This is a genomic window from Skermanella mucosa (assembly GCF_016765655.2).
Classification (GTDB): Bacteria; Pseudomonadota; Alphaproteobacteria; order Azospirillales; family Azospirillaceae; genus Skermanella; species Skermanella mucosa.
In genome coordinates this window covers 4,596,593-4,621,628 of the sequence record NZ_CP086106.1, presented here as the reverse complement: position 1 = coordinate 4,621,628, position 25,036 = coordinate 4,596,593, and the positions used below count along the sequence as shown (strand labels likewise).

Here is a 25,036-nt window from a genome sequence, read left to right as displayed (position 1 = left end):
GGTCCGGGGGAATAACCCCCCGGGGGCCGCTGTTGACCCTTGCACACATCCCTGCAAGGTGACCCCATGGGTATCCGGCTCCTGCTCGCATCAGCGTCCCTGCTTCTGCTGACCGCTCTCCCGGCCCAGGCCGATTGGGACCGGCACGGGGACCGCTGGGGCAGGCAACTGCATTCCAATCCCTACCAGTCCCACGGCCTGAAACGGGCCTGCGACTTCGGCAACCGCCGCGCCTGCGTCCAACTCGGCGAGATCATCGGCGAGCGCCGGGCGGCGCGCCGCGATCGCTTCTCGCGTCATGACGGCGGGGGCCGCCGCCACTGGCAGGCTCCGCCGCGCTATTACCGTCCGCCGCCGCCCAGCGTGTGGTGGCGGTTCGACATTCGGTGACGCTCCGGACCCGGCCGGCATACGGACCTTCGGCATAGATCCCTGCTATCCGGAACAGGAAGGGGCCGAAAGGTCAGGTGCCAGCGGCCGCGGACCGTCGTATAAGCCTCCTCGCAACCAAAGGGAGGCTGAAATTGACGGGACGATCATGGGCATGAGCGGACACTACAACACCGCGCTTGTGCTGCTGTCATACGCGATCGCCGTTTTCGCCTCGTTCACCGCTCTCGACCTGGCCACCCGCGTCCGCACCACCGATGGAAAGGGCGCCAGGGCCTGGATCATCGCCGCCGCCGTCGCGATGGGCGGCGGCATCTGGGCGATGCATTTCGTCGGCATGCTGGCCTGGATGATGCCGATGCCGGTCGCCTACGACTCCGGCGTCACCATCGCGTCGCTGCTGCTCCCCATCGTCGTCACCGGCATCGGCCTGTTCGTCGTCAATGCCGACTCATCCTCGACCGGGCGGATCCTGGCCGCCGGTGCCCTGATGGGCGGCGGCATCGTCTCCATGCATTATCTCGGCATGTCGGGCATGAGGATGCAGGCCCGGCTGGACTATGATCCCGTACTGGTCAAGGTGTCGGTGCTGATCGCCATCGGCGCCTCGGTCGCGGCGTTGCGGCTGGCGTTCCGCACCGGTTCGGGGCTCCAGCGGTTCGCCGCGGCCGGCGTCATGGGGCTCGCCGTCGTCGGCATGCACTATACCGGCATGGCGGCCGCCACCTTCGTGGTGGACGCCGATCTACCCGGCCCGAGCGGCGATGGGCTGGACCAGACCGTGGTCGGCACCCTGGTGACGGTGGTCAGTGTCTCGCTGCTGTCCATGGCCCTGTTCTCGGCGATGGTCGACCGCCGGCTGGCGCAGAGGGAAGCCGGCATGCTGCGGGCCAGCGAGCTGCGCTTCAGGGCGTTGGTCCAGAATGCGTCGGACGCCATGGTGCTGATCGACAATGCCGGCGCCATCGGTTTCGCCAGCGGCCCGGTCGACCGGATCCTGGGCCGGCCCGAAACCGCGCTGCTGGGCTGGCCCGCCGCGGAGATCGTGCAGGGTGACGGCGGGAACGTCGCCGAGCTGGTCTCCGACGCGGTGTCCCGGCCGGGCGAAAGCGTCAGCCGGACGGTGAGGACGGAATTGCCCGAAGGCGGTTACAGGACGCTGGAAGTGATCGCGACCAACCTGCTGCACCAGCCCGCGGTGGCCGGGATCGTCATGACTTTCCGCGACCTGACCGAACGGCTTCGACTGGAGGAGGAACTTGATCAGACGTCGCGCCTCGCCACGCTCGGCACCATGGCGGCCGGCATAGCCCACGAGATGAGCCAGCCGCTCAACGCCATCTCGCTGTGGAGCGAGGACGCGCTGCTGGCCATGGAGGAGGGCGAGTTCGACAGGGACCATCTGAAGCAGGTCATGAAGGTGGCGGTCGAGCAGACGCAGCGCCTGCGCGGCATCGTCGACCACATGCGGGTCTTCAGCCGCCGCGATACCGGCACCACCGACGTGTTCGACGTGCGGGACAGCCTGCGGGTCTCGGTCCAGCTGATCGAGCGCCAGTTCGCGGCGGAGGGAGTCACCGTCGTGCTCGACCTGCCGGAGGATCCGGTCCAGGCGCGGGGCCGCCCGCTGCAGCTGGAGCAGGTCGTGCTGAACCTGCTGACCAATGCCCGTGACGCCGTCCAGGACAGGGTCGCGATCGCGCCCGACCGGGACGGCCGGATCGACGTGACGGTCCGGGCCGACGCCGCCGCGGGCACGCTGGCGATCTGCGTTTCCGATACCGGTACCGGCATCAAGCCGCGCGACATGGCCCGCATCTTCGATCCCTTCTTCACGGTCAAGGAAGCGGGGCGCGGCACCGGCCTCGGCCTCGCCATCAGCTTCCGGATCGTCGAGGCGATGGGGGGCCGCATAACCGCCGCCAACGTCGTCGAAGGCGGTACCGTGACGGGTGCCCGCTTCGAGGTCCGGCTGCCACTTGTGAAATAAGCACGATTTCGGAAGTGCTAAAGACCCGGTTCCGGTGTTCAATGGGTTCATATGGTTCAAGGAGAGCGGACAATGTCGGACCAGCGCCACATCCTTGTCGTCGATGACGAGGTGCTTGCCGCGATGGCGATGGAGAATGTCCTGCAGCGGCGAGGCTTCCGGGTGAGCCTGGCGGGCGATGGGCAGGAGGCCTGGGACATCTGGCAGCGCGACGGCGCCGATGCCGTGGTCACCGACCTGAAGATGCCGCGCATGACCGGTGACGAACTGGCCGCCCGCCTGCGGATCGCCGCGCCGCGGCTGCCGGTGATCGTCGCCAGCGGCTACCTGTCGGAGGAGGTGGAACACCGTCTGCGGGTGGAGATCGACGGCCCGATCGAGATTTTCACCAAGCCGCTCGACCTCGCCGGCATGCTGCGGACGCTGAAGTCCATGCTGGGCTCCGAAGCCGGAACCGCTCCCTCCACCTGACGGGGCCGCCCCTGCGGGCGGCGTCCCGGCCGCCGGTCAGGTGATGACCGACGGCGCTTCCCGGCCGGTCCGGGACCGTATCCCGGCGATCCCGTCGGCGATAGCGATAAGGCCCGACAGGGCTTCCTGCGCATCCCTGTCCTGCCCGGCAGGATCGGCCTCGTAGCGTTCCATGTAGACGCGGAGCGTGGCGCCGCCGGTGCCGGTGCCGCTCAGGCGGTAGACCACGCGGGAGCCGTCCTTCAGGGTGACTCGCACGCCCTGGCGGCTGGCGACGGAGCCGTCCACCGGGTCGCGGTACTCGAAATCGTCGGCGGCCTCGACCGAGGTCTCCCCGAAGGCCGTGCCGGGCAGGGTCGGCAAGGCCGCCCGCAGGTCGGCCATCAGGGCGTCCGCCGTCGCGGTGTCGATGTCCTCGTAGTCGTGCCGGGTATAGTAATCGCGGCCGTACTCGCGCCAGTGCCCCGTCATGATGCGGCCGATCGGCTCGCCCCGGACCGCCAGGATGTTGAGCCAGAGCAGCACCGCCCACAGCCCGTCCTTCTCGCGGACATGGTCCGAGCCGGTGCCGGCGCTTTCCTCGCCGCACAGGGTCGCCATGCCGGCGTCGAGCAGGTTGCCGAAGAACTTCCAGCCGGTGGGTGTCTCGAAGCCGGGAATGCCCAGCTTGGCCGCGACCCGGTCGGCGGCGCGGCTGGTCGGCATGGAACGCGCGATGCCCTTGAGGCCGGTGGCATAACCCGGGGCCAGATGGGCGTTGGCCGCCAGGACCGCCAGGCTGTCGCTGGGCGTGATGAAGAGGTTCGGTCCCATGATCATGTTGCGGTCGCCGTCGCCGTCGGACGCGGCGCCGAAGTCCGGCGGGTTCGGCCCGGTCATGGCGGCGACGAGGTCGTGGGCATGGACCGGGTTGGGATCGGGGTGGTGCCCGCCGAAGTCGGGCAGGGGAGTGCCGTTCAGCACGGTCCCGGCGGGGGCGCCCAGCCGATTTTCCAGGATCTCCGTGGCATAGGGGCCGGTGACCGCGCTGAGCGCGTCGAAGGTCATGCGGAAGCCGCCCTGGAACATCGCGCGGATGCGGCCGAAGTCGAACAGGCTCTCCATCAGTTCGGCATAGTCGGCGACGGGGTCGATGATTTCCACCGCCATGCCGTCGAGCCGGGTCTCGCCGAGTCGGTCGAGGTCGAGGTCCGGCGCCTCCACCGTGCGATACTCCGTGATCTCGCCGGTGCGGCGGTGGATCGCGTCGGTGATCCGCTCCGGCGCCGGGCCGCCGTTGCCGGTATTGTACTTGATGCCGAAGTCCCCGTCGGGCCCGCCCGGGTTATGGCTGGCCGACAGGATGATCCCGCCGAACGCCTTGTACTTGCGGATGACGTTGGACGCGGCCGGAGTCGACAGGATGCCGCCGCGGCCGACCAGCAGGCGGCCGATGCCGTTGGCCGCCGCCATCCTGATGATGATCTGGATCGCTTCCGCGTTGTAGAAGCGCCCGTCGCCGCCGACCACGACGGTCTGGCCCCGGATGCCGTCCATCACGTCGAAGATCGACTGGACGAAATTGGCCACGTAGTGCGGTTGGCTGTAGACGGCCACCTTCTTGCGCAGCCCCGAGGTGCCGGGCTTCTGGTCGTTGAAGGGGGTGGTTTGGACGATCACCGGGGCCATTCCTGTTCCTGTTCGCTTGGTCGGTGGAGCGGCCGGTCGTCTTCCGGCCGTGGTGGCGTGGATAGCGGTTCAGACGGTGATGTGACCCAGCGGCACCGGCGAGCGGGTACCGTCGATGACCACGATCCCGCTTTCGGTGACATGGTACTTCTTGCGGTCCTCGTCGAGATCGTAGCCGATCACCGCGTCGGCGGGGATGCGGGCGTTCTTCTCGATGATCGCGCGGCGGATCCTGGCCCGGCGGCCGATGTCCACGTTGTCGAAGATCACGCTGTCCTCGACCAGGGCACCGGAATGGACGCGCACCCAGCGGCCGAGCACCGAGCGCTTGACGACGCCGCCCGAAACGATGCAGCCGCCGGACAGCATGCTGTCGATCGCCTGGCCCCGGCGATCGTCCTCGTCGAAGGCGAACTTGGCCGGCGGGTCGGAATAGCCCGAGGTGCGCAGCGGCCACTGGCGGTTATAGAGATTGAGCGGCGGATCGATCGCGCGGACGTCCATGCTGGCTTCGTAATAGGCGTCCAGCGTGCCGACGTCGCGCCAGTACGGGACCCGGTCGGGCGGGTCGCCGGCGATGCGGTTGGTCTGGAAGTCGTAGGCGAACATCTCGACCTTGCCGACCAGGTTCGGCAGGATGTCCTTGCCGAAGTCATGGGAGCTGTTCGGGTTCTTGACGTCGTCGTAGACCATCCTCAGCAGCAGGTCGGTCGAGAAGATGTAGTTGCCCATGGACGCCAGGACCTTGGTCGGGTCGCCCGGCATGGTCGGGGCATCCTCGCGCTTCTCCACGAAGCCGATGATCCGCCCATCCTCGTCCACCTCGATCACGCCGAATTCCTTGGCGTACTTCTTGTCGACCGGGATCACGGCGACGGTGACTCCGGCATTCATGCGGGAGTGGAACTCGATCATCTGCCGGATGTCCATCCGGTAGATGTGATCGGCGCCGAACAGGACCACGAGGTCGGGCCGGGACTGTTCGATCAGGTTGCAGTTCTGGGCCACGGCGTCGGCCGTGCCGCTGTACCAGGTCTCCCCGGGCGAGCGCATCTGTGCCGGCACCGGGATGATGAACTGCTCCTGAAGCAGCCCGCCGAACTGCCAGCCGTCACGCAGATGCTGGAGCAGGGACTGGCTACGGAACTGGATCAGGACATAGATCGAGAAAATTCCCGAGTTGATGAAATTGCTCAAGACGAAATCGACGATGCGGTACTTGCCGCCGAAGGGTACGGCCGGCTTCGCCCGCTCCTTCGTCAACGGAAACAGCCGCGTGCCTTTGCCGCCGGCGAGGATCAGTCCCATGATCTTGAGTTGCATCAAGCTGTTCCTTCTTCTGGCGTCTGTTGGGGATCGACGCTCTTGGATATGGCTTTCGCACTTCGGTATCAGAGTAACAGCCGATGCGGGAAAAGGTAGCCTTGTTGCACTGCGATGATGCTTTTGTCCAGAGGATTAATCCCTCCTCGTTTACTATGTTTTTCAGACTGAATTAAGAACAGTTCCAGGCAGTCACTTGTACTTCGGTAAACGGCAAACGGCCGCGCCCCGTTGCCTGGGGCGCGGCCGTTCGGATCGGCGCGGTTTCGGTTTCGGCCGTGTGCCTCAGTCCCGTTTGCGGCGGTTGTCCCACTTGGCGGAGTCGGGGTTGTCGGCGGGCAGGCGGCTGAGGATCTGGTTGCAGATCGCTTCCGCGCTTCGGTCGTAGACGTTCCACTGCTGCGGCGTCAGACGCTCCCGGAGCATCAGCATGCGACCCACCAGGTAATGTTCGCTGAGGCCAAGTTTGACAGGAATAGTGTGAAGTTTGGAATGATCGCTCATGGAAAGTCCCGTCCGCAGCCTGTTGTCGCCGTCCTGGTTTCAGTCGTGATCCCGGGGAGTGCTCCCCGGGGAGGGGCTTCGCCTCAGGCGGAAACCGCCTGAAGATTGCGGGTCGGCGTGCCCGAGCCTTCCGCCGAGAAGCCGTTGTTCATGGCCCAGATCGCCGCCTGGGTGCGGTTGTTGACGTCGATCTTGCGCAGCAGCGTCTTCAGGTGGACCTTGACGGTCGCCTCGGTGATGCCGAGCCGGATCGCGATCATCTTGTTGCTGGCGCCGGTGACCAGCGATTGAAGGATCTCCTGCTCGCGGGGTGACAGGCCGCGGATCGAGTTCTGCGGCGAGGGCGCGTTGATGTCGAGCAGCATCGCGGCCAGGTTGGTCGGGAACACCTTCTCGCCCAGCATGATGAGCTGGAGCGACTGGATCAGCGCTTCGGGCGAGACGTTCTTGATCAGGAAACCGTCCGCGCCGCCGCCCATCGCATCGCGCAGCATGTCCACCGACATGTCGTCGGCCAGCACGACGATACGGGCAGAGGGATAGGTATCCCGGAGCTGCTGCAGGTCGGCCGCGGCCTTGATGGCCTGTCCGGTGATTACCAGCGCCGGCTCGGCGTCCTGCCCGGGGCCTTCCTGGCCGCCATGGGCGATCGCCTGCTCCATGGTATTGAACTCGGCACCGACCTCGAAGCGGGTGCCGGCCAGCAGATGCTTAAGTCCTTCACGGAAAAGACGATTGGATTCAACGAGGATCGTACGGCCATTGGCGTTCATGACTTTGGGTTCCTATAAATTGCTGCCGCGCAGCTAGACGAGGGGGGCCGGTTGGTAAGTCGTTCGTGGGCTGTGATCTTCTTGAGACCAAGAATGGTCTAAAAAATGACCAATATAAAGGGGAAATTAATAGAATTTTAGGGATAGATCGGCGTATCCCGCGAACCTCCGTCGTTCGAACGGTATAGGCAGGGAGAGAATCGCTGGTCTGACGAGAGGTTGGTGGCTTACCGAGCACGGAAAACGGCGACCGAAAGGAAGCGCGTTTCGAGGTGATCCTTCCCTGCCGCGCGTTTCCGGAAGGGGTATCGGTGTGGCTGGAGCCCTGCGCATTCCCGGAGACGGGCGCGCGGTCATGCAAATGGCGAAGGGCAGATCTGACGACCTGCCTTTCCCATTGATCGAGTTCCGATTTCGGATAACTTCGATGTCGCAGCAGTGATGCTGCATACGCCTCTTTGGGCGTTTCCTCCCTAGACTCAGGCCGCCTTTCGGGGCGGCCTTTTTTTTGCACAAATCGGCGCGCTTGCCAACTGCTTAATGCTCCAACTTTCTTATATCCTTTTTTTGTAACTATGCCGAAAAATTAGGCAGTGGCATCTGCCGCAATCGAGGGCACTTCCGCTGCTTCGCCATGATTTCGCACCTGCGAAGGAACGAGTCCCTTTCCGGCCGGGTTCATCCCGATAGCGGGCGGCCGAGGCGACCGGCTCCCCAGCGCTTCCAATCACTTCGACAGGCAGGGCGATGGCCCGAGCGACAGGCAGGATGGCGACGGCATTCCGGAATCCGGGTTCCGGTCATGCGGCACCGTCATGGCGACCCGACATCGTGGAAGTGGCGGAGTTCGGTTCGAACCCCGGGAATCTCCGGATGCATAGGTATGTGCCGCCAAAATTGTCCGCGAACGCTCCGCTGGTGGTTGCCCTGCACGGGTGCGGACAGACGGCGGCGAGCCTAGACCATGGCATCGGCTGGTCGAAACTGGCCGCCCGCCTTGGCTTCGCGCTGCTTCTGCCGGAACAGAGGCGGGCGAACAACTTCAACCGGTGCTTCGGCTGGTTCTCGCCGGGCGACATGGAGCGGGACCAGGGCGAGCCCCTGTCGATTCGCCAGATGGTCGACCGGATGGTCGCCGACCATAGGCTCGACGGCGGCCGCGTCTATGTGACCGGCCTGTCGGCTGGCGGCGCCATGGCGGCCACGCTCCTCGCGACATATCCTGACGTCTTCGCCGGCGGAGCGGTGATCGCCGGCATGCCGTACAAGGCCGCCTATGGCAGGATGGACGCGCTCAACGCCATGGTCCACGGTCGGGTCAGGCCGTCCATCGTCTGGGCGGGGCTGGTCCGAGCCGCCTCGGCGCACCGGGGCCGGTGGCCGCGGATTTCGGTCTGGCACGGCGATTCGGACCGGACCGTCAATCCCGCCAACGGCGCGGAGATCGTCAAGCAGTGGATCGGCGTCCACCGGCTGCCCCGGAGTCCGGGCACCGTGGACAAGGTCAGCGGGCACATCCGGCGCGCCTGGCTGAACCGGGCCGGGGAGGCCGTTGTCGAGGAATATGTCGTCAAGGGCATGGCGCACGGCACGCCGGTGCGGGCCGGCAGCGGCGCGCGGTCGGTCATGACGGCGCCCTATGTCTTCGACATGGGTATCGCCTGTGTCGAGCACATCGCCTGGTTCTGGGGCCTGTCAAAGCGGCGCCCCGGACGCTGGACCGTACAGCGTCCCTCCGGCCGGCAATGAAATCATGGAATATGGATTTCGGCGGGCAAGGAAACAGCTTTCTTATACTGCATTGCGTCACAATATTTCCTGAAGGGAATGAGTCTCCGAGAAAGCTCGTAAAAGGTGCGGAGTGTTCGCGGAGGATATCTCCAATCCGGTTCCGATAAAGGTTTCGATCAGGTTTGCGTTACCTATCCGCGAAACGCAAGGCAGCTTCCCGAGCTTGGTATACAAAATACCTCATGCCGGATTTGACATGCAGGGTTGTTCAGGGTCATATTTACTGCACTGCACAAACGAACTTCCAAGACAGGAATAATCCAATGCTCACCGAAGCCACCGCCAGCATCGTCACCCTGCTCGCCCTGATCGCCATGGTTCATTTCGCCGTGACCGCCGTGATCGCGCGCAAGCTGACCCGCGATGAACTGGCCGAGGGCACCCGCGGCGCCGGCAACGCGAACTTCAATGGCCAGCCCGCCAACGATCAGCTTCGCAAGGCCGCCTGACGCACGGCGAGATGCCGCATTGCGGAGCGGGTGCCGGCACGGTTTTGTGCCGCGATCATTCCACCGCATGCGGACGGTCGCCTTCCGATGGGCCAGCAGCACGACCTTCTGTTCCGCGCCTTGCTGGACGATCCGGTCCGGGCCGGCATCCTGATCCGCGACTACCTGCCGGCCGATATCGCGGCCCGCCTGGGCGACGAGCCGCCGGTGCCGCTGGACGGCAGCTTCGTCGACCGGACGCTGACGCCGAGCTGGGTCGACCGGCTGTTCTCGGTCCGCCTGCGCGACGGCGGCACCCTGCTGATCTATGTGCTGCTGGAGCACAAGAGCCACCCCGATCCCCGGACGCCGCTCCAGGTGCTGGGCTACCTGGTCGACATCTGGGAGAGCTTCGTCGGCGACGACGCTTCCAGGATGCGCCGGCTGCCCCCGGTCATCCCGCTGGTGTTCTATCACGGGCGCAGCGCCTGGACGGTGCCGACCTCCGTCATCGACGTCATCGGCGCCGACGAGGGCCTGCGGGACCTGCTGCGCGACTTCCGCTACGTCGTCTGCAACATCGTGCCCATCCCCGACGACCAGCTGTCCTCCGACCCGGAGGTCCGGGCGGCGCTGCTGCCGCTGAAGTATGTCTACCGCCAGCCCGACCCGGAGAGGCTGCTGGAGGCGGTGCTGTCCGGCCTGCGCGAGGGCTCGCCCCTGGCGGAGAAAGTGCTGTACTATATGCTGGAGATGTACCCGCGGATCTCCGTCGACATGATGAGGATGGTGAACGGCAGGGTCAGGCCGAACCGGGAGCAGGACATGGTATCGCTCGCTGCACAGCAATGGCTGAACGAGGGTCATGCCAAGGGTGTGATCGAAGGCAAGGCGGAGAGTATCCGCATTGCCCTCGAAACCCGATTCGGTTTGATCCCGCCGGCTGTCGAGGAAAGGCTTCGCAGGACGCCCTTCGATCAGCTCGATGTGATCCTGCGGCGTTCCTTGACGGCGGAGTCGCTCGATGCCGTCTTTCCGGATGACCAGCGCCATTGACCGGCACGGGTGAGTTTCCGAGCCGCATGCCGGGTCGCGGCCCGCCATTTCACGAGCGGTTCGGAAGCGCCAGCGCCGCCACCGCGCAGCAGATCCCCATCGCGCCGATCACCAGGACCATCGGCCCGGGCGTTCCGTCGGACAGCCAACCGACCAGGGCGCTCGCCGCCGCACCCATGCCGAACTGTATCGTTCCGGCAAGGCCCGACGCCGCGCCCGCCATGCCGGGCACGACCGACATGGCGCCGGCCATGGAGTTGGCGCCGACCAGCCCGAGCATGGCGAGATAAAAGAACAGCGGCACGGCGATCCCCGCCAGCCCGAAGCTTCCGGTGGCGCCCAGCACTGCCAGGACGATGCCCGAAGCGGCGCAGCCAAGGGCTCCATAGCGCAGCGCGCGGTCGGAGCCGACCGCCAGAACCAGCCGGCGGTTCACCAGGTTGAAGGCCATCATGCCGACGACATTGACGCCGAACAGCAGTCCGTAGGACTGCGGCGAGATCCCGAAAAACTCGATATAGACGAATGGCGTTCCCGCGATATAGCTGAACATGCCCCCGGTGAAGAAGGCGCCGGCCAGCGAATAGGCAAGGTAGGTGCGGTTGCCCATCAGGCGCAGGTAGCCTGACAGCATGGCGCCCATGCCGACCCGCCGGCGCGCCGCCGGGGCGAGGCTTTCCGGGATCGAGAAAAGCGCCAGGAGCACCACGAGACCGAAGGCGGCCAGCCCCCAGAAGATCGCTCGCCAGCCGAGTTGCACCAGTACCTGGCCGCCCAGCAGCGGGGCGATCATAGGGGCCACGCCCATGATCAGCATCATCAGCGACAGCATGCGGGCCGCCTGGTCCTGGGGGAACAGGTCGCGCACCATGGCGCGCGCCAGCACCGGGGCGGCGCAGGCACCGAACGCCTGGACGAAACGCCACAGCACCAGATGGTCCGCGTCGGTGGTCAGCGCGCAGCCGAAGCTGGCGGCGATGTAGATCAGGATGCCGGCGGTGATCGGTCCGCGCCGGCCGAACCGGTCGCCCAGGGGCCCCCAGACCAGCTGGCCGGAGCCGAAGCCCAGGAAGAAGCTGGAGAGCGAAAGCTGGACCGATGCCGGAGAGGCGGCAAGGCTCCGGCCGATCTCCGGCAGGGCCGGGAGATACATGTCGATGGCCAGCGGGGCGAAGGCCATCAGGGAACTGAGGACGATGGCAAGCCAATGAGGGTTGACGGGCCGGGCCCGTCCTGCGGACAGCGATGTCATTGAGTCTTCTGCGTCGCGGGGATATGTCGGCGCAGCTTCGCACCCTCGGGAACGCCTGTATAGAAGGTGTGGGGCCAAACCATCGGCATGGGAGATACGCGTTGGACCAATGGATCGCCTGGCTCGACCTCTGCGGGGTCGCGGTGTTCGCCGCCAGCGGCGCGCTGACGGCGTCGCGCAAGCAGATGGACGTCGTCGGGTTCTGCCTGGTCGCCACCGTCACGGGGATCGGCGGCGGCACCATGCGCGACCTGCTGCTGGGGCAGGGGGCGGTCTATTGGATCTCGGCGCCGGAATACGTGATGACCTGCATCGGCGTCGGCATCCTGCTGTTCTTCACGGCACCCTACCTGGAATCGCGCTACAAGGCCCTGCTCTGGGCCGATGCCGCCGGGCTGGCGCTGTTCTGCGTGACCGGGGCCGAGAAGGCGCTGGAGGCCGGAGCGCCGCTGCCGGTCGCCGTGATCCTGGGCGTCATGACCGCCACCTTCGGCGGCATCATCCGCGACGTGCTGTGCGCCGAGGTACCGCTGATCCTGCGCAAGGAGATCTATGCGACGGCTGCGGCGGCCGGCGCATTGGCTTATCTCCTGCTGATCCTGGCGGGAGCGGGGGCCGTGTGGTCCCAGGGAGCGGGCTTCGTGGCCGCGTTCGGAATACGCGCGGTCGGCATCGTCTTCGGGGTCTCGCTGCCGGTCTACAGGGCGCGCCCGGGCCGAGACTACTGATACCGCTCCAGCCCGTACTGCTCCATCTTGCGGTAGAGCGTCGTCCGGGAAATGCCCAGTTCGCGGGCGGCGGAGGTCAGGTTGCCGGTATGGGCGGCGATGGTGGCCTCGATCGCCTGGCGTTCCAGCTGGTCGAGCCGGTGGGGAATCGCAGGCTCGGCCGGGGCCGGCACGATGTCGGGCGGCAGGTCGGCCAGCATGACGGTATCCTCGTCGCTCATCAGCAGGAGGCTTTCGACCACGTTCCGCAATTCGCGCACGTTGCCGGGCCAGGAGTGGCGGCGCAGCGCGTCCATCACGGCCGGCTCGAACCGCTTGGGCGCCAGATCGTGGCGGCGGGCGAGCAATTCGTTGAAATGGGGCACCAGAAGGTCGGTGTCGCCGGCACGGTCGCGGAGCGGCGGGATGCGGACCGTCGTCACGCTGATCCGGTAATAGAGATCCTGCCGGAAACGGCCGGCGGCGACCTCGTCGCGCAGGTTGCGGTTGGTCATGGCGATCAGGCGAACATCGACATGCCGCGGCTCGCTGTCGCCGACGCGGTAGACGATGCCCTCCTCCAGGACGCGGAGCAGGTAGGGTTGGAGGTCGAGCGGCAGCTCGCCGATCTCGTCCAGGCACAGGGTGCCGCCGTTCGCCAGTTCGAACCGGCCGAGCCGCCCCTCGTTGGCCGCCCCGGTGAAAGCGCCGCGCACATAGCCGAACAGTTCGCTGGCGACCAGCTCCTTGGAAACGGCGCCGCAATTGAACGCGACGAAGGGGTCCGACGGCGTGGCCGCGCCCTCGCCGTGGATGGCGCGGGCGAACAGCTCCTTGCCGGTGCCGGTCTCGCCCTCGATCAGCACCGGCGCCCGCCGGCCTGCCAGCCTGCGGGCGCGATCGATGGCGGTGCGGACAGCTGGGCTGGAGCCGACTATGGCGGCGAAGCTGCCGCGCCGGGCATCGCCCTCATGGCGCGGACCCGACGGCCTGGCGGTGCGCCGGGGCTTGGCTGGGACGACCAGGAGCGCTCCCAAGGTCTCGCCGTCCACCGTCAGCGGCTTGGTCCACTCGGCCGGCCAGCAGGACGGGTCGAGGCTGGCGACCCGGGACTCCTTGTCGAGCACCACGCGCGCGGGACCCGAGCCGTGCTCCAGCAGGCTGCGGGCGCGTTCGCTCATGTGCAGGACGCGGCCCTTGCGGTCCACCGCGATGATGCCGTCCTCGACCCAGGTCGGCAGCTTGGCGACGCAGGCCTCCAGCAGCTTCACGCGCTCCTGCCGCGCCTGGTCGGCCATGGCCCATTCGACTTGGCGGGCGGCGACGACGGCCAGGGCGAGGTTATGGCGCTGGAAGGTCTGGCGGGGGCCGGAGATATCGAGCAATCCCACCAGGGAACCATCGATCGGGTCGCGGATGGGCGCCGCGGCGCAGGTCCAGGTCTTGACCCCGGCGCAGAAATGCTCGGTCGCATGGACCAGGACCGGCTGCCGGGTGACCAGCGCGGTGCCGATGCCGTTGGTTCCGGCCACCGATTCATGCCAGGCGCCGCCGGGCTCCAGGTGGATCTCCCGGCCGGCCTCCAACGTCGCGCGGTCGCCCACGGTGGTCAGGACGACGCCCTCGGGGTCGGTGACCAGCATGATCGACCCGGTGCCGATGAACAGGTCCACCGCTTCGGCGAGGGTGCCGGCCGCCGCCGTCAGCAGGTCGCGGTTCCGGATGCGGAGATGGTGCAGCCCGTCGTCCCGGACCGCCAGCGGGGCGCTTGAGCCGTGGGCGTTGACGCCGCTTTCGAGGCTGCGCCGCCAGGAATTGACGACCACGTTCCGGACCGGTGGATGGTGATCGACGCCGGCCAGGAAATCTTCCCACGCGCGCATGATCGACGCTTCATCGGCATGGGCAGCGGCACGGGGCGGTATCGTCGCCCCGATTCCCGTCTTGGGCATGTATTCACACTCCCTCGCCCGGATCCTATTATTTTTGCTCAGACGGCGCGGTCCGGATCTTGGAGTTTACACTGTGCGAAGTCCTTGGGTAACGATAAAGTTTGGATGATGTCTTCTTGAACTCTCCTTCGATCTTGACGAACCGGGGAGAGATTGACGCACGGGGCCGGCGGTCCGCCCCGTGCGTCGCACCCCCGGCCGGCAGGAAGCGGCGGATCTCACTGCCGACCAAGCCTATTGGCGGCCAAGCTTCTCCGCCCCGGCGCCGAGCGCCGGTCCGGCCGTGGGGTCGGACCCGTCGGGCCTGTCCGCGATCAGCGTGTGCGTGTTCAGGATCAGGCACGCGGCGGACGAGGCGTTGCGCACCGCCGTCGTGGTGACCTTGACCGGATCGGTGATGCCGGCCTCGATCAGGTCTGTGAACTGGCCGGTCCGGGCATCGAACCCGGTGCCCCGGGGCGCCTCCGCCACGCGGGCCGCGATGTCGTTCGCCGCGAGGCCGCAATTCTCGGCGATGCAGCCGAGCGGCGCCGCAAGCGCGCGCTGGAACAGCCGGACGCCGTCGCGGACCCCGCCCGAGGTCTGGTCGGCCAGGACGTCCAGGGCCGGCGCCGCCTGGATCAGGGCGGTTCCGCCGCCGGGCACGACGCCTTCCTCCAGCGCCGCGCGGGCGGCGTTGAGGCTGTCGTCGAGCAGCTGGACCCGGCGCTTCTGCTCCGCCGGGGTGGCGCCGCCGGCAAGGATGGTGGCGGTGCCGCCGGTCAGCTTGGCGAGCCGTTCGGTATACTTGTCCCGCTCGATGTTGGGCGGAGCCGCGTCGAACTGGCGCTGGACCTGGGCGCGGCGGGCGCGGATCAGCTCAGGGTCGCCGTGGCCCCGGATCAGGGAGGTGAAGCTCTGGCCGACCCGGACCTGGTCGGCGCTGCCGAGGTCCTCCAGGGTGACCTGTTCCAGCCGGCCGCCGAGGTCGCGGGCGATCACCCGTCCGCCGGTCAGGATCGCGATGTCCTCCAGCATGGCCTTCCGCCAGTGGCCGAACTCCGGCGGGTTGACCGCGACCGCCAGGCCCGCCCCGTTGCGCCGCATGCCCATCAGGGTCACCACGACTTCGGGGGCCAGCTCGTCGGCGATGATCAGCAGCGGACGGCCGGTAGCGGAGACTTCCGTCAGGATGTGGGCGATCTGGTCGGGCGATGCGATCCGCTGGTCGGTGATCAGGATGAGCGGATCGTCCAGGATGGCCCGCATGGTCTCCACGTCGGTGACCATGTGGTGGGAGATGTAGCCCCGGTCGAACGACATGCCCTCGACCACTTCCAGGGTCGTCTCGACGCCCGGGCCGAACGTCACCTCGACGATGCCGTCGCTCCCGACCCGGCGCAGCGCCTCGGCCACCAGATGCCCCAATGCTGGATCGGTCGCGGCGATGGTGGCGACGGCTTCCAGCTGCGTGTGGCCGGAGAGCGGCTTGGCGGATTTTTTCAGGGCGTCGATGACGACGCCGGCGGCTCGGTCGATGCCGGCGACCAAGTCCACCGGGCTGCCCTGGTTCTCAAGGACCTTGAGCCCGCCCTGGATCAGCGCGTTGGCGAGCACGGTGGCGGTGGTGGTGCCGTCGCCGGCGATCTCGTTGGTCTGCTTGGACACCTCCCGCACCACCTGGGCGCCCATGTTCTCGAACCGGCATTCCAGCTCGACCTCGTCGGCGATGCTGACCCCGTCCCGGGAGACGATCGGCGTGCCGATGGGCCGGTCGATGATCGCGTTCATGCCCTTGGGGCCGAGGGTGCCCTGGACCGCCAGGGTCAGCTTCTCGACGCCCCGGCCGAGGGCGGCGCGCGCCTCGGCGCGGTGGAGCATCATTTTCGGCATCCGTCATTCCCTCCCGTGTTGCTTTTTGCCACCTGGGTTGCCACCCGGCCGGCGATGAAGTCGGCCAGGGTGGGTTCCCCGTCTGGCGCGGGGTCGCCGTAGCGGGCCTGGAGCAGGCCACGGCAGAGATGTCCGTTGAACTCCGTGTTGATCCGGACCCGGCGCAGCAGCGACAGGTATTCGGCGAAGTTCCGGGGGTCGATCGGTTCGCCTTGCGCCGTGGTGAAGGCCATGTCGCCGGGGCCGCCGAATTCGCGGCGGATCTCCAGGTAACGGTCGCGCTGGCGGGCGGCTTCCGCATCGTCGATCGCCAGCGTCGCCAAGTGCGTGCAGTCGAGGTCGAGGATCGCCTGGACCGTCCAGTCCCGGTCGAGCAGGTAACGGACCACCGCTTCCTGCCGGCGCTGGAACGCCTTGATCCGGAAGGTCCGGCGCAGGTCGTCCAGGTCCTCGTTGGCCGCCTCGTCGCTGAAGGTCGACTTGAAGGAGCGGCCCTTGGCCAGCCCCTCGTTGATGGTGTCGGAATACATGTGGTCGCGCAGGTCGACCAGGACCTGCCGGACCCAGGGGAGGGAGGAGACCGCGACCCGCATGTCGTCGGCCATCAGGAAGGCGAAGTTGGCGGCGCACCAGTATGTCGGCAATCGGAACCCGATGTGGACGCGATCCTCCGCGTCCACTTCGACCTGCGTGACGAAGCGGAGCTCCGTCACGGATTCGTCGAGTTCAGGGTCCGTCACCGACGCCAGGCTCGCCCACACCTCCGCCGCGCGCGGGTCGCCCGGGGTGACGTGAACGGTCATGGACTTCAGTCTCCCAGGACTTCGGCGACCTGCGCCATGGTCTGCTCCTCCGCGCGGGCCGGCGCGGTGCCGCTCAGCTTGGCCTTGTGGGCCGGCACGTCGATGCCGTAGAGCTTCGCGGCGTTGAGCCCGAGGATCTTGCGCTTGGCGTCCAGGTCGAGGTCAACGCCCTTGTCCTTCTTGATAGTGTCGGGAAGTTCGTGCGCCATGAACTTCTCGACCATCCACTTGGGCGACCAGATCGCGTAGTCGCTGCCGTAGAGCAGCCGGTCGGGGCCGAGCCAGAACAGCAGCTCGGAAATGACCTGGTTGAAATAATCGGGCCGGCTGTGGATGAAGGGCAGGGCTACCGCCAGCCCGCCATAGACGTTCGGCTCCTGCACGGCGATCCAGCAGAAATCGTCCAGGCGGGGCAGGCCGCAATGCTCGACGATGAAGTTCAGCTCGGGGAAGCTGGTCGCCGCGTCGTCGATGTCGGCCACGTCGAAGGCGTCGCGGTTCAGGGGCAGGATGGTCGGCCCCTTGTGGACGTGGATGTTCTTCACGCCCAGCTTGACGCATTCGGCCATGTAGCGCTGCGCCCACTCGTCGGTCAACTTCCAGCCCTTGCTGGCACCCTTCCACTCCGCGGTGTAGAGCTTGACGCCCTGGATCTTGTACTTCTCGACCAGTTCGTGCAGCGCCTCGATGCCCGCTTCGCCGTCGCGCGGATCCCAGGCGCCGTTGAGGATGAAGCGGTCGGGATACTTCTCCTTGAGGACGGCGTTCTGCTCGGTCGTGTTGAAGCCGTTGACGTAGAAGTCCTTCAGGTATGTGGGCTGGAAGATCGCCATGTCGTCGTAGCCTTCGACGAACAGGTCGTTGTACATGGTCTCCGCGCCGTACTTGTCGAACTTCTCCTTGGGCCAGACATACTCCTTGGGGCTGAGCGCGGTATGGTAGCCGTAGAAGCAGTCGATGAACTGTCCGCCATGGATGTTCTTCTGGTTCTCCTTGCTGCCGTCCCACAGGTGGGTATGGCCGTCGATGATGAAGATTTCCTCGCCTTCCGCCGTCTTGAACATCGTTTCCTCCGCCGATCGGTTCTTGATTGGATCTTGTCGGGTCAGGTGTATTCGAGCGCGTCGTCCATGTTGCCGAACAACACGACCGTGTTGTCGTCGATCATGACCATGCGGCCGTAGTGGGTGGAGGTGGAGATCTCGAACAGGTGCGGGGTCATCTCGCGGCCCAGCGCCTCGCTGATCTCGTCCATCTTGAATTCCATCTTGCCTTCGCCGTCGATGCGGATCATGGCCGGCATGTAGGTCACCTTGATGCCCGGCTTGTTCTCCATCACCTCGGCGATGCAGCGCGCCTCGACGCTGTCGTTCATGGTGACGCCGCACTGGTGCGAGATCGTGTGCTCGAAGGTCAGGTCCTGCATGGGCTTGAAGATGTTGAAGTCATGGGCGACGCTCATGGCTCTTTTCTCCTCTCTCGATCCGGGAATTTCAGGCGTCGGCGGCCGGCTGGGCGGGGGCGGCGGCCGGCGCGATCGCGACGGCGGCGGGCACTTCGATGCCGATTTCGGCACAGATGGCCCTCAGGCGGTTGGACGAGGCCGCGAAGGCGTCGGTGAACTGGGCCGCCTTGACGCGCGGCTGCGACCAGACCGGCTGCAGCTGGTTCGCCGCCTTGACGCAGAGGGCGCCGTGCTTCTCCAGCCAGCCTTCCATGACCTTGCGGTTCGCCTCGCCGTGCTCGGGGTCCTGGGCCAGCAGGTGGAACAGCTCGACCGTATTGGCGAGGTTCTGCTCGTAGTCGGCCTCGGCCGCCGACACCACGGCCGGGGTCGCGAAATCGTTCTGGGCGGCGGCCAGCTGCATGACGAAGCCGCTGCGGAACAGTTCGGCGACCAGGGGCTCGAACACGACGTTGGTCGCGAAATACTGCTCCAGGTAATCCTCGGCGCCCATCACGGCCTCGGTCGCCTCGCGCACGCCCTGCCAGACCGGGTCTTCGAGCCAGTGGGTCTTGCCGGCGGTCGCGTCGAACACGGGCAGGTCCATGCCGATCTCGCTCAGGTACAGCGTCAGGTCCTGGGCGAAGCGAAGCTTGTAGGACGAGTTGGTCAGGATGGCGTTGTTGACCATCTGCGTGTAGCCGTAGCGCTGGGCATGCATGGTCGCCTTGCCCAACCCGTACTCCGCATGCTTGTAGGCGCCGACATGATCCTGGAGGATCTTGACCCAGCGGGGATCGAAGCGCGACGGGGCGCCCGACTTGCGGGCATTGTCCACGACGTTCTTGATCATGCCCTCGATGGTGGACTGGCGCTGGTAATGGGTCCGCTCCCACTCCTGGTCGGGCGCGCGGAACTTGTGCCAGTCCGACGACTGGAGCTTGGTCCAGCCCTTGTAGTAGGTCGGCGTCCCGTCGGCGAAGGAGATGATCCAGTTCTGGAGCAGGTAGCGCTCGGGGTCCGGCTGGACGTCTACCGTCATGTCCTCGTAATGGGTCGCCTTGCGGCCCTTCGGTTCATAATAATTGTATTTGCGGCTGTCCCATCCCGGGAACTTCTTCGCGCCGGCGGCGCCGGACTTGACTTCGGTTTCCTGAACCTGTGCCGTCATTTTTGTTTTCCTCCCCGTTTGCAAAGGTTGGCGGTCGGCCCTTACCGAAGGGCCGGCGTGAACTTGTCGAAATAGATGCGGTCCGGTTCGACGCCGCCGATCTGGAGCACCGGCAGCAGGGCGTCGATCATCGGCGGCGGGCCGCAGGAATAGACGTCGATGTCGGAGGCGTCGCCGAGGGCGCCGAGATGCCGGCGTACCACCTCGTGGATGAAGCCGGTCTCGCCCGTCCAGCCGTCGTCGGGCGCCGCGTCGGACAGCGCCGGTATGAAGCGGAAGTCGGGCAGGCGTTCGGCCAGCTCCGCGAAACGGTCGAGGTAAAAGAGGTCGCGGGTCTGCCGGGCCCCGTAGAAGAAGCGGATCGGCCGGGCGGGCTCGCCGCATCCGATCTGGTCCTGGAGGATCGACCACAGGGGCGACATGCCCGAGCCGCCGCCCACCAGCACCATCGGGCCGGAACGGTTCTCGCGCCGCAGGCAGGTGCCGAAGGGGCCGCGCAGCATCAGGCTGTCGCCGGCTTTCAGGCTGCCGTCGAGCTGGGCCGAGAAGGCGCCCTGGGGGTATTTCCTGATGATGAAATGGGGGCGGTGCGGGTCGCTCGGCGGGTTCGCCATGGAGAAGGAGCGCGTGATGCCCTTGCCCGGGATGGTGATGTCCACGTACTGGCCGGCCCAGAACTTCAGCGGCTGCTCGATCTCCAGTTCCAGGCGGAAGATGTCGTGGGTCAGCGGGACGATGGCGGTCAGTCGGGCCGCGAAGTCCTTCACCGCGATCGAGCGGGACAGCAGGTCCTCGTCGTAGTTCAGCAGCTCGACTTCTATGTCGCTGTAGGCCAGCGTGCGGCAGAGCAGGATGTGGTTGGTGTCGCGGTCCATCTCGGACAGCGCAAAGGTGGAGTATTTCAGCAGTTCGACGTCACCGTCGATCAGCACCGATTTGCAGCTGGAGCATTGTCCTTCCTTGCAGCCGTGCATCAGCGAGATGCCCTGGCGGAACGCCGCATCGAGAACGGTTTCCCCTTCCTCGACTTCCATTTCGATGCCGGCGGGCTGCAGCAGGACCGTGTGGACCGCGCGGGCGGCCAACGGGTTCTGGGTCATGTGGGATTCCCCTGGACGAAGATCTGGCGGCTTGCGGCGGAAGTCGGGGAGCGCCTTGGCGGCGCTCCCCTGTTTCCGGCCGGGCGTCAGATCCGATGGACCTTGAAGCCCTTCTTGTACTCGGCGACGTGCTTCTCGCGCTGTTCGGGGGTCATCTCGCGGAGCGTGATCAGGGGGCTCTTGATCTCGTAGCCGCGCACATGGTCCAGGGTCCACATGTCCTTCTCGTCGAACGACAGGTGGGGCTGGGCGATCAGGGTCTTACCGTCGGGGCGGACGAAGCCCATGTCCTTGATCGCGTCGGCCAGGTCCCAGCCATGGTACATGCTCTCCCACTCGCGATGGCCGCTGAAACGGCCCATGGCGGGGGTCGGCCGACCCTCGTACTCGCCCTGGAAGGCGACCTTGTGGGTCCAGCGGTCCACCTCGTGGCCGTAGGTGTAGATCTGGCCGTCCACCTCGTCCACGACCATGTCCTCGCGGATCAGGCAGGGCACCAGGTTGGACCAGCAGCGGTGCGGATAGACGTAGCCGGTGTCCACGAAGGTGATCGGCGGGTTGCCGGGCTTGCTGAGCTTGGCGTAGTTCTCCCACCATGCGCCGAACTCGTCATACCAGCCGGGATACTTGTGCTCGAACCACTCGAAGTCCCGCTCGGTCATGGCCTCGATGCGCCAGAAGTTGGCCCACCAGCCGGCGGAGAAGAACTGGGCGACCTTGTGGACGTAGTTCTTCTTGACGATTCGGTCGAACGCCTCGTGGACGTCGTCGTGGTGGATCTTGATGCCGTACTTCTCCAGCGGCAGCATGTAGGTCCGGTAATAGTCCTCGAAGATCCAGCGGTGCCACAGTTCCGCGTAGCTCTCCTTGTTCTTGTCGCGGTTGGTCGTGCCGTACTCGATGATGGTGCCGATAGCGGCGTCGACGATCGCGTGGTTCTGCCAGAACGCGTATTTCAGGTCGCGTTCCAGGAGCTGGTGGTTGTCGGGGTTGTTGAGGATCGACATCAGCAGCGAGTGGCCGTTGCCGATGTGGCGGCTCTCGTCCGACTGGACCGACAGGAACACGGTCGGCAGGGCGTAGTCGCCGTTCCGAGCCGCTTCCGACGGCATCGCGACGAACAGGGTGTTGGTGAAGGCCGTCTCGGCGACGACGGTCAGGTAGATGTTGGCGGCGGTGATCGCGTCGCCGGTCACGAAGGCTTCGCCGAATTGCCGGCCGATGGTGGTGGCGTAGCACTTGCCGAACGCGGCCTCGGTGATGTCGAACCCGGCCGGGTCGATGTAGTTCTCCATGTACCACTTCTTCAGGTTCATCTGGATGGTCGAGTGCCTGAACTCGTCGACCATCTGCATGGTGAACCCGGTGCGCAGGTCATCGCCCGGCGCCAGCCGGCCGACCATCGCCATGGAGCGCGCGGCCGAGATCTCGGGGAAGGGGATGATCGCCAGGAACAGCTTCATCCATTCGACCCAGCGGGGCTCCACGTTGCGGAACATGTCGCCGCGCAGCGCCGCGTCGAGCGCGCCGTAAACCCTGTTGTCCTTCTCTTCCTGCATGGGGAAGTACGACCGCAGGACCTGCTTCATGGGGTCCTTGGGCGCCTTGGAGATCTTGTAGTCGGTCGGGAAGGTCATGGCTTCCTGGACATAGGAGGGCGTCCAGCCCAAGTCCGCGACCCGGCGCGCCGCCTCGCCGATGCTGATGCCCTTCTGAGCGATGATCTTGTTGAGCGTCAAACCGTCAGGCATGGTTTACTCCCTGGAATTCGTTGGCTGGAATCTCGTTGCCGACATTTCGTATAACGACAGGTTTCCGCCTTGGCCGGCTCTTCGGGCCGGCTTGAGTTCAGTCCGGGATGGCGTTCCATGATTTTCCGGAGCGTGCCTTACGCCCGGAATGCAGAAATTTTCCGCCGTGCTGCTGTCATGGCCGTTTCCCCGCACTACTTCCTTGTTTATTGCACCGCGTCATGGTCGGTGGCTTGTTGTTCTTACGATGGTTAGCAAGCGGTGTGCCAGTTCTTGGGCATCTCTCAGGCCCTTGTAAATGCTGGCTTGCGGATCTTTCTCCCGATCTCGATTGTGGTCATTGTTTACTTGTGGGACGTTCAGGGCCGCCGGAGTGTTTCAAAACTGGCCGTCTTGCAGGGGTGTGGTTGCATGTATGTCGCGTTGACGGGACTGGTCGTGACCGTCTACAGCCTCATGCGCTTCGCCATGCCCAGCCACTGACTGCAGCGCTACTTCTTCGCCGTCTCCTCCGGCTTCGCCTTCTTCTCCGCGATGTAGCGGGCGCCCAGGATCAGGGCTCCCATGGTGAAGTCTTCTCCATGGGCGGCGATCATCTCCTGTGACAAGTCGGCGAGCCGCTTGAAGAATTCGTCCTTGGATGCATCCTCGGCCGATGCCGCTGAAGTGGTCATGGTGTCGGGTCTCCGGTTTGCGTTCGGTCCAGCGTTCAGTGCGGTTCGTTCAATCGATGGACGATCTCTTCCAGCTTGAGGATCAGGGCCTCGCGTTCGGCCTCGATCTTCTTCGTCTGCTCGATGGCGTCGCGGTGTTCCCGTTCCAGTTCGGCCAGCCGGGCCGACAGCTCGGGCGTCGGCGCCGCCGCCAGGTCCTGGCGGCAGCGGGACAGCTCGAACTCCACCCCGGCGCGCCGGCCCTCCCGCGTGAGCTGGGCCGAGTTCAGCTCGGTCAGCTTCGCGACGATGGCGTAGCGTTCGGCCATCAGGATCTGGAACGGGTCGTCGGAGTGTCCGTCGTCAGAGGTCATTGTGGTGCCCGTCGCAGAGCGGTGCGTTGGCGGTATGCTTGCAGCCACACAGGAAGACCGTCCCGGTGCCGGGCGCCCTCCACCCCATCGGGCTGATCCCGGTGCCGGCGTGGGAGCCGTCGCAGATCGGCTGGGTGGCGCTGCGCCCGCACCGGCACCACAAGACCAGATCGCCTTCCTCGACTTCCCACTCGTACGGGCCGGCCTGGGCGACCTCGGGTTCGAAACCCATGGCGATGTCCTTCCAGTATCTGTGCCTCAGGGTATTGGAGCCTCAGGGTATAGGAGCCGTGCCCGATCAGGTCGATCAGGCCGGGGCAGCCGGGCCGATGCGTTGGGCCGTGGCCCAACGCATCGCGGCTCATGGAACGCGCTCCAAAGCCTCAGGGTATCAGGACGGCACGGCCCTTGACCTTGCCGTGGTGCAGGTCGTGCAGCGCCTCGTTGGCCTGCTCAAGCCGGTATTCGCGGGTCGCCAGCTTGACCAGGCCGCGGTCCGCCAGGGCCATCAGCTCGACCAGTTCGGGATATGTGCCGACCAGGTTGCCGACGATGGTCTTCTCCGACGTGATCATCTCGATCGTCGGGATCTCCACTTTCCCGCCATAGCCGACGATGTAGTAGAAGCCGGCGTTGCGGGTCATGGCGAGGCCCTTCTCGACCGCGTCGCCCTCGCCGACGAAGTCGATCACCGCCTCGGCCCCGCGCCCGCCGGTCAGGGCCAGGATCTGTTCGACCTCGGTGCCGTCGGACTTCACCAAGTGATGGGCGCCGCACTCCTTCGCCAAACCAAGCGCCATGTCGGAGCGGTCCACCGCGATGATCTCGGCGGCGCACAGTGCGGCGAGGACCTGGACGCCGATATGGCCCAGCCCGCCGACGCCGATCACGACGGCGTATTCGCCGGGAAGCAAGTGGCGGGACGCCTTCTTGGCGGCGCGGTAGGCGGTCAGGCCGGCGTCGGTATAGGGGGCGACGTCCTTGGGGGTCAGGCTGGCCGGCAGCTTGATCAGGGACCGCACGCCGGTCAGCAGGTACTCGGCATAGCCGCCGTTGGCATTGATGCCTGGAAACTTGCTGTCGGTCGCGTGCATGTCGTCGCCGCGCCTGCAGGCCAGGCAATGACCGCTGGTCACCAGCGGGTGGCAGATGACGGGGTCGCCGACCTTGATGCCCTCGACGCCCTTGCCCACCTCCTCGACCCAGCCGGCGTTCTCGTGGCCCATGATGTAGGGAAGCTGTACATCGACCTTGCTGCGCCAGATCCCTTCCACGATGTGCAGGTCGGTCCGGCAGACGCCGGCGCCGCCGATGCGCACGATCACGTCGGTGGTCTTCTCGATCTTGGGATCGGGGACCTCCTCGTACCGGACGAACTGCGGGCTGGTGAGCGACGGGTCGAATTCGTAGAGCACGGCCGCCTTCATGGATGAGCCTCCCCGTTTGTGATTCGGTCGATCTTCAGGTTCTCGTTGGAACCGGGACCGGTAAAGGCAAGGGGCGTGCCAGGGTGCGGAAAGGCGGGAACTCGCGGCATTCCTCGGAATTGCCCCGAATTGCGTG

The 25,036-nt window shown here is 66.1% G+C and carries 24 protein-coding genes; 7 read left to right on the top strand and 17 right to left on the bottom strand.

Annotated features, from left to right (window positions below):
- The first annotated feature begins 66 nt into the window (after nt 1–66).
- The 3 genes from JL100_RS21490 to JL100_RS21480 all read left to right on the top strand — a co-directional run bounded on the left by JL100_RS21490 (nt 67) and on the right by JL100_RS21480 (nt 2,851).
- A complete protein-coding gene (locus tag JL100_RS21490; RefSeq protein WP_202682714.1) occupies nt 67–390 on the top strand; it encodes a hypothetical protein in 324 nt (107 codons plus the stop codon).
- Between the two features lie 154 nt (nt 391–544).
- The gene (locus JL100_RS21485) at nt 545–2,380 is read left to right on the top strand and encodes an MHYT domain-containing protein (protein ID WP_202682713.1); all 1,836 of its coding nucleotides are present in this window, start codon (nt 545–547) and stop codon (nt 2,378–2,380) included.
- 72 nt (nt 2,381–2,452) lie between these two features.
- Nucleotides 2,453–2,851 (top strand): response regulator, encoded by a 399-nt coding sequence (locus tag JL100_RS21480; protein WP_202682712.1) that lies wholly within the window; start codon nt 2,453–2,455, stop codon nt 2,849–2,851.
- 36 nt (nt 2,852–2,887) lie between these two features.
- Here JL100_RS21480 and JL100_RS21475 read toward each other — a convergent pair whose 3' ends face one another.
- From JL100_RS21475 to JL100_RS21460, 4 genes are all read right to left on the bottom strand, one after another.
- Nucleotides 2,888–4,519 (bottom strand): alpha-D-glucose phosphate-specific phosphoglucomutase, encoded by a 1,632-nt coding sequence (locus JL100_RS21475; RefSeq protein ID WP_202682711.1) that lies wholly within the window; start codon nt 4,517–4,519, stop codon nt 2,888–2,890.
- A gap of 69 nt (nt 4,520–4,588) precedes the next feature.
- Nucleotides 4,589–5,842, bottom strand: coding sequence for a glucose-1-phosphate adenylyltransferase (gene glgC / locus JL100_RS21470; protein ID WP_202682710.1), 1,254 nt, complete (start codon nt 5,840–5,842; stop codon nt 4,589–4,591).
- Nucleotides 5,843–6,127: 285 nt separating this feature from the next.
- On the bottom strand, nt 6,128–6,346 hold the full coding sequence (locus JL100_RS21465) for a hypothetical protein (protein WP_202682709.1): 219 nt from the start codon (nt 6,344–6,346) through the stop codon (nt 6,128–6,130).
- An 83-nt stretch (nt 6,347–6,429) separates the two neighbouring features.
- Nucleotides 6,430–7,119, bottom strand: a complete 690-nt coding sequence (locus JL100_RS21460; RefSeq protein WP_202682708.1) for a LuxR C-terminal-related transcriptional regulator — start codon at nt 7,117–7,119, stop codon at nt 6,430–6,432.
- An 897-nt stretch (nt 7,120–8,016) separates the two neighbouring features.
- Here JL100_RS21460 and JL100_RS21455 point away from each other — a divergent pair.
- The 3 genes from JL100_RS21455 to JL100_RS21445 all read left to right on the top strand — a co-directional run bounded on the left by JL100_RS21455 (nt 8,017) and on the right by JL100_RS21445 (nt 10,394).
- The gene (locus tag JL100_RS21455; protein WP_202682707.1) at nt 8,017–8,868 is read left to right on the top strand and encodes an extracellular catalytic domain type 1 short-chain-length polyhydroxyalkanoate depolymerase; all 852 of its coding nucleotides are present in this window, start codon (nt 8,017–8,019) and stop codon (nt 8,866–8,868) included.
- A 305-nt stretch (nt 8,869–9,173) separates the two neighbouring features.
- Nucleotides 9,174–9,359, top strand: a complete 186-nt coding sequence (locus tag JL100_RS21450; protein WP_202682706.1) for a hypothetical protein — start codon at nt 9,174–9,176, stop codon at nt 9,357–9,359.
- An 87-nt stretch (nt 9,360–9,446) separates the two neighbouring features.
- Nucleotides 9,447–10,394 carry an Rpn family recombination-promoting nuclease/putative transposase gene (locus JL100_RS21445; protein WP_202682705.1) on the top strand — a complete coding sequence of 316 codons (948 nt, stop codon included), beginning with the start codon at nt 9,447–9,449 and terminating at the stop codon, nt 10,392–10,394.
- A 49-nt stretch (nt 10,395–10,443) separates the two neighbouring features.
- Here the strand turns inward: JL100_RS21445 and JL100_RS21440 are convergent, their stop codons facing one another.
- Nucleotides 10,444–11,646 (bottom strand): Bcr/CflA family multidrug efflux MFS transporter, encoded by a 1,203-nt coding sequence (locus JL100_RS21440; RefSeq protein ID WP_202682704.1) that lies wholly within the window; start codon nt 11,644–11,646, stop codon nt 10,444–10,446.
- Nucleotides 11,647–11,747: 101 nt separating this feature from the next.
- Here JL100_RS21440 and JL100_RS21435 point away from each other — a divergent pair, with 101 nt between their 5' ends.
- Nucleotides 11,748–12,374: a trimeric intracellular cation channel family protein gene (locus JL100_RS21435; protein ID WP_228420824.1), complete on the top strand. Its 627-nt coding sequence runs from the start codon at nt 11,748–11,750 to the stop codon at nt 12,372–12,374.
- Here JL100_RS21435 and JL100_RS21430 read toward each other — a convergent pair.
- The 12 genes from JL100_RS21430 to JL100_RS21375 all read right to left on the bottom strand — a co-directional run bounded on the left by JL100_RS21430 (nt 12,368) and on the right by JL100_RS21375 (nt 24,900).
- A complete protein-coding gene (locus JL100_RS21430) occupies nt 12,368–14,305 on the bottom strand; it encodes a sigma-54-dependent Fis family transcriptional regulator (protein ID WP_202682703.1) in 1,938 nt (645 codons plus the stop codon). The genes JL100_RS21435 and JL100_RS21430 overlap by 7 nt on opposite strands.
- A gap of 234 nt (nt 14,306–14,539) precedes the next feature.
- Nucleotides 14,540–16,177, bottom strand: a complete 1,638-nt coding sequence (gene groEL / locus JL100_RS21425) for a molecular chaperone GroEL (protein WP_202682702.1) — start codon at nt 16,175–16,177, stop codon at nt 14,540–14,542.
- The gene (locus JL100_RS21420; RefSeq protein WP_202682701.1) at nt 16,165–16,980 is read right to left on the bottom strand and encodes a metal-sulfur cluster assembly factor; all 816 of its coding nucleotides are present in this window, start codon (nt 16,978–16,980) and stop codon (nt 16,165–16,167) included. The genes groEL and JL100_RS21420 overlap by 13 nt, the downstream gene beginning before the upstream one ends.
- A gap of 5 nt (nt 16,981–16,985) precedes the next feature.
- Complete coding sequence (locus JL100_RS21415; RefSeq protein ID WP_202682700.1) at nt 16,986–18,044, bottom strand: amidohydrolase family protein; 1,059 nt, start codon at nt 18,042–18,044, stop codon at nt 16,986–16,988.
- Between the two features lie 41 nt (nt 18,045–18,085).
- Nucleotides 18,086–18,442 carry an MmoB/DmpM family protein gene (locus tag JL100_RS21410; RefSeq protein WP_202682699.1) on the bottom strand — a complete coding sequence of 119 codons (357 nt, stop codon included), beginning with the start codon at nt 18,440–18,442 and terminating at the stop codon, nt 18,086–18,088.
- Nucleotides 18,443–18,473: 31 nt separating this feature from the next.
- Nucleotides 18,474–19,595 carry an aromatic/alkene monooxygenase hydroxylase subunit beta gene (locus JL100_RS21405; protein ID WP_202682698.1) on the bottom strand — a complete coding sequence of 374 codons (1,122 nt, stop codon included), beginning with the start codon at nt 19,593–19,595 and terminating at the stop codon, nt 18,474–18,476.
- Between the two features lie 41 nt (nt 19,596–19,636).
- On the bottom strand, nt 19,637–20,695 hold the full coding sequence (locus JL100_RS21400; RefSeq protein ID WP_202682697.1) for an NADH:ubiquinone reductase (Na(+)-transporting) subunit F: 1,059 nt from the start codon (nt 20,693–20,695) through the stop codon (nt 19,637–19,639).
- An 86-nt stretch (nt 20,696–20,781) separates the two neighbouring features.
- Nucleotides 20,782–22,446: an aromatic/alkene/methane monooxygenase hydroxylase/oxygenase subunit alpha gene (locus tag JL100_RS21395; protein ID WP_201078147.1), complete on the bottom strand. Its 1,665-nt coding sequence runs from the start codon at nt 22,444–22,446 to the stop codon at nt 20,782–20,784.
- 491 nt (nt 22,447–22,937) lie between these two features.
- Complete coding sequence (locus JL100_RS21390) at nt 22,938–23,120, bottom strand: hypothetical protein (protein ID WP_158046702.1); 183 nt, start codon at nt 23,118–23,120, stop codon at nt 22,938–22,940.
- A 35-nt stretch (nt 23,121–23,155) separates the two neighbouring features.
- On the bottom strand, nt 23,156–23,473 hold the full coding sequence (locus JL100_RS21385) for a hypothetical protein (RefSeq protein WP_202682696.1): 318 nt from the start codon (nt 23,471–23,473) through the stop codon (nt 23,156–23,158).
- Nucleotides 23,463–23,705: a CDGSH iron-sulfur domain-containing protein gene (locus JL100_RS21380; RefSeq protein ID WP_202682695.1), complete on the bottom strand. Its 243-nt coding sequence runs from the start codon at nt 23,703–23,705 to the stop codon at nt 23,463–23,465. Before JL100_RS21380 ends, JL100_RS21385 begins: the two co-directional genes overlap by 11 nt.
- Before the next feature lie 151 nt (nt 23,706–23,856).
- Complete coding sequence (locus JL100_RS21375) at nt 23,857–24,900, bottom strand: NAD(P)-dependent alcohol dehydrogenase (protein ID WP_158046699.1); 1,044 nt, start codon at nt 24,898–24,900, stop codon at nt 23,857–23,859.
- Nucleotides 24,901–25,036 lie beyond the last annotated feature (136 nt).

Excerpts from the sequence above, each read along its gene's own strand:
- JL100_RS21490 (WP_202682714.1), top strand. The coding sequence starts at position 67 with ATGGGTATCCGGCTCCTGCTCGCATCAGCGTCCCTGCTTCTGCTGACC.
- JL100_RS21485 (WP_202682713.1), top strand. The coding sequence starts at position 545 with ATGAGCGGACACTACAACACCGCGCTTGTGCTGCTGTCATACGCGATC.
- JL100_RS21480 (WP_202682712.1), top strand. The coding sequence starts at position 2,453 with ATGTCGGACCAGCGCCACATCCTTGTCGTCGATGACGAGGTGCTTGCC.
- JL100_RS21475 (WP_202682711.1), bottom strand. The coding sequence starts at position 4,519 with ATGGCCCCGGTGATCGTCCAAACCACCCCCTTCAACGACCAGAAGCCC.
- glgC (WP_202682710.1), bottom strand. The coding sequence starts at position 5,842 with ATGCAACTCAAGATCATGGGACTGATCCTCGCCGGCGGCAAAGGCACG.
- JL100_RS21465 (WP_202682709.1), bottom strand. The coding sequence starts at position 6,346 with ATGAGCGATCATTCCAAACTTCACACTATTCCTGTCAAACTTGGCCTC.
- JL100_RS21460 (WP_202682708.1), bottom strand. The coding sequence starts at position 7,119 with ATGAACGCCAATGGCCGTACGATCCTCGTTGAATCCAATCGTCTTTTC.
- JL100_RS21450 (WP_202682706.1), top strand. The coding sequence starts at position 9,174 with ATGCTCACCGAAGCCACCGCCAGCATCGTCACCCTGCTCGCCCTGATC.
- JL100_RS21445 (WP_202682705.1), top strand. The coding sequence starts at position 9,447 with ATGGGCCAGCAGCACGACCTTCTGTTCCGCGCCTTGCTGGACGATCCG.
- JL100_RS21440 (WP_202682704.1), bottom strand. The coding sequence starts at position 11,646 with ATGACATCGCTGTCCGCAGGACGGGCCCGGCCCGTCAACCCTCATTGG.
- JL100_RS21430 (WP_202682703.1), bottom strand. The coding sequence starts at position 14,305 with ATGCCCAAGACGGGAATCGGGGCGACGATACCGCCCCGTGCCGCTGCC.
- groEL (WP_202682702.1), bottom strand. The coding sequence starts at position 16,177 with ATGCCGAAAATGATGCTCCACCGCGCCGAGGCGCGCGCCGCCCTCGGC.
- JL100_RS21420 (WP_202682701.1), bottom strand. The coding sequence starts at position 16,980 with ATGACCGTTCACGTCACCCCGGGCGACCCGCGCGCGGCGGAGGTGTGG.
- JL100_RS21415 (WP_202682700.1), bottom strand. The coding sequence starts at position 18,044 with ATGTTCAAGACGGCGGAAGGCGAGGAAATCTTCATCATCGACGGCCAT.
- JL100_RS21410 (WP_202682699.1), bottom strand. The coding sequence starts at position 18,442 with ATGAGCGTCGCCCATGACTTCAACATCTTCAAGCCCATGCAGGACCTG.
- JL100_RS21405 (WP_202682698.1), bottom strand. The coding sequence starts at position 19,595 with ATGACGGCACAGGTTCAGGAAACCGAAGTCAAGTCCGGCGCCGCCGGC.
- JL100_RS21400 (WP_202682697.1), bottom strand. The coding sequence starts at position 20,695 with ATGACCCAGAACCCGTTGGCCGCCCGCGCGGTCCACACGGTCCTGCTG.
- JL100_RS21395 (WP_201078147.1), bottom strand. The coding sequence starts at position 22,446 with ATGCCTGACGGTTTGACGCTCAACAAGATCATCGCTCAGAAGGGCATC.
- JL100_RS21390 (WP_158046702.1), bottom strand. The coding sequence starts at position 23,120 with ATGACCACTTCAGCGGCATCGGCCGAGGATGCATCCAAGGACGAATTC.
- JL100_RS21385 (WP_202682696.1), bottom strand. The coding sequence starts at position 23,473 with ATGACCTCTGACGACGGACACTCCGACGACCCGTTCCAGATCCTGATG.
- JL100_RS21380 (WP_202682695.1), bottom strand. The coding sequence starts at position 23,705 with ATGGGTTTCGAACCCGAGGTCGCCCAGGCCGGCCCGTACGAGTGGGAA.
- JL100_RS21375 (WP_158046699.1), bottom strand. The coding sequence starts at position 24,900 with ATGAAGGCGGCCGTGCTCTACGAATTCGACCCGTCGCTCACCAGCCCG.